At 58.2% G+C, this 2,773-nt stretch carries 2 protein-coding genes; both read left to right on the forward strand.

Annotation, left to right across the window (positions count from 1 at the left end; all coding sequences use genetic code 11):
* Positions 1 to 301: 301 nt before the first annotated feature.
* A complete protein-coding gene (locus I6F12_RS36895; RefSeq protein ID WP_225158532.1) occupies positions 302 to 1,273 on the forward strand; it encodes an ABC transporter substrate-binding protein in 972 nt (323 codons plus the stop codon).
* 495 nt (positions 1,274 to 1,768) lie between these two features.
* Entirely contained in the window at positions 1,769 to 2,743 is a 975-nt protein-coding gene (locus I6F12_RS36900; RefSeq protein ID WP_036002174.1) for an ABC transporter substrate-binding protein, read from the forward strand.
* Positions 2,744 to 2,773 lie beyond the last annotated feature (30 nt).

A 2,773-nucleotide genomic window follows, 5' to 3' on the forward strand; every position in this document is an offset into this window, starting at 1 on the left:
CGAAACTCATTCTTGCGGTTGCACGTGCCTGACGCCGGAACGTGAGCATCGTCAGGGTCCCTGATCTCCTTAAACAATGGCATGGTCAGCAATCCCAGCGAGATGTGTAGCAGTAATGCTGTCGCAAATTGGCTTGCCATATTGCAATTCTAGGAGCGGGAACAAATGTTTCTCGCTTCGTGGAGCTGGGGGAGACAGAAGTCTGCGGCGGTTCGCGGATGCAACACTTTTGACCTTGGCCACTTTCAATGAGCTCGCCTGAACGGCTACGATGCCGTCACCAGAGAGCTTAGGAGCGCACATGAGACGGCGGGAGTTCATCACGCTTCTTGTCGGCGCGGCACCTCTGTGGCCGCTGACGGCGAGCGCGCAACGTTCAGCGGTAGCTGTTATCGGTCTGTTGTCCGTGGGTTCCCCTGACATTGCGAGTCCCTATGACGCAGCATTCGAAAGAGGTCTCGCGGAGAGGGGTTTCGTAGTTGGCAAAAACGTTACGATAGAACGTAGGTGGGCACGAGGAAACCACAGTAGGCTTCCGGAGCTCGCTCAGGAGCTCTTGCATTTCAATCCAGCGCTGATCATCGGAGGGGGCAATGTGGTTGCGCTCGCCGCAAGGAAAGTAACTTCAACCATTCCGATCGTATTCGTAATCGCGTCAGACCCCGTGAAGCTCGGACTGGCAAAGAGCTTCGCTCACCCCGGGGGCAACGCCACGGGCATATCTATGATGACAGCGAGGCTTGTCCTAAAGCGCCTCGAACTGATCCAGGAGCTGCTCCAGCAAAAGGCTACCGTCGGATTTTTGGTGAACCCTGACAATCAAGACTTGCTTCAGGAAATTGACGAAGTTGCCCGTTCGACCGGGCGGACCTTGAAAGTAGCCAAGGCGCGCAACCAAGATGAATTAGAGCCAGCTTTCAGGCAGCTTGTTAGTGCCCAAGTCGGGGCGGTCCTCGTCAGCAACGATGCGATATTTTTCAACCTGCGTGCGCAACTTGTCGCATTGGCCGATCGTCATTCGCTTCCGGCGTCCTATGAATTCCGCGAATTTCCGGCGGCCGGTGGCCTGATGAGCTACGGGCCGAGCCTTGTCGCAAACTTTGAAAAAGCCGGCATCTACGCCGCACGAATCTTGGGAGGTGCTCGGCCGGAGGATTTGCCCATTCAGCAGCCCACGGAGTTCAGCTTGGTTCTCAACTCAGCAACCGCGCGCTCCTTAGGCATCGAAATCCCGCCATCACTGCTCGCCCGTGCGGACGAGGTGATCGAATAAGGCTCTACGCCCGATGTCGGCCCGTAGCGACCTTGCCGCGCGACCGCGACAGTCTGCATTCGACCCATTGCGGACTCATTTCCCTATCCTCGGTCCTGATTGCGCCCCATAATGCTCCGCTGTTTGGAGGCGCTAGTCATGAGGCGACGCGATTTCATGTCGACCCTCGGCGGACTGGCCGCAATTTGGCCAGTTGCCGCGCGCGCCCGGCAAAAGGAACGTGTCCATCGAATTGTTTATCTAAGTGCTCCGAGCCGGGAGTTGGTACAACGCACGCTCGATGCTTTTCTGCGAAAGCTCCGAGAGCATAGTTGGGTTGAAGGCGAGAACTTCATCACTCGCTCTGACCTAATTCAGCGAGGTTCTTGCTGTGACGTTATTTTCGACTTATTCAACCCAAACGGCCCATCTCAGTCCCGCATACCTCCGTCGATCACACGGTCCCATGGCAAAATGCTAATGTAGTCATCCCCAGGCGTGGTCCTTGGAGGGTACATGCAGCGGCGGGAGTTCATTGCACTGATCGGGGCCATCGGTGCCGTTTGGCCGCGCAGCTTGATTGCGCAGCCCGCCCATCAGCTCATGAAGAAGATGCCTCGCATCGGTTTCCTGGCGTCAGTTCCGCACCAACGAATCGAAGCCTTCGATCGCGGACTCCGCGAGATGGGATATGTGGAGGGCGCGAACATCATCATCGAGCGCCGGTTCTGGAAAAATGACCGGGAACAACTGGCGAGATTTGCCGCCGAGCTGGTGGCTCTCGAAGTCGAGGTGATTGTGGCGTCCAGCACGCCCGAGGCAATTGCCGCCAGGGCAGTCACCGGCACGATCCCCATCGTGACTGCCACCGCAGACGCGGTCGGTGTCGGCCTTGCGGCAAGTCTTGCGCGGCCGGGTGGAAACGTGACGGGACTGACCGGGGTCGCAAGCAGCGGCAAGAATTTCGGGCTTCTGTTGGAGTTACTGCCACGGGCGTCGCGGTTCGCGGTGCTCCTCGACCCCGACAACCAATATCATGCACGGCTGATGGCCGACTTCCAGAAAACCGCCGCGGACCGGCAGGTCGAGATACTTCCGGTGATCAAACGCTCGGTGGAGGACATAGGCCCTGCTTTCCAGACCATAGCTTCGAAGGATATTCAGGGCCTGCTCGTGCTTGTGGACCCCATCGGGTTCGCCAACCGGCGCAAGATCATCGAGCTCGCCGCGCAAAACCGCATTCCGGCGGTGTATCACTGGCGTGAAGAAGCGGTCGAAGGTGGCCTTCTCGCGTATGGCCCTGACATCATTGACCTCAATCGCCGCTCCGCCGGTTATGTTGCAAAACTGCTGCGGGGCGCGAAAGCGGCCGAACTCCCGATCCAGCAGCCGGAACGCTTCCGATTGGTGATCAATCTTAAGACTGCTCGCGCTCTCGGTCTGAATATTCCAACCGCGCTACTCGCGACGGCTGACGAGGTGATTGAATGATGCTGCGCTGCATGAGTCCGCATGTGGCCC

Origin of the sequence: Bradyrhizobium sp. IC4059 (assembly GCF_020193615.1) — a bacterium.
GTDB lineage: Bacteria > Pseudomonadota > Alphaproteobacteria > Rhizobiales > Xanthobacteraceae > Bradyrhizobium > Bradyrhizobium yuanmingense.

Coding starts and splice junctions, on each gene's coding strand:
- I6F12_RS36900 (WP_036002174.1), top strand. CDS start 1,769: ATGCAGCGGCGGGAGTTCATTGCACTGATCGGGGCCATCGGTGCCGTT.
- I6F12_RS36895 (WP_225158532.1), top strand. CDS start 302: ATGAGACGGCGGGAGTTCATCACGCTTCTTGTCGGCGCGGCACCTCTG.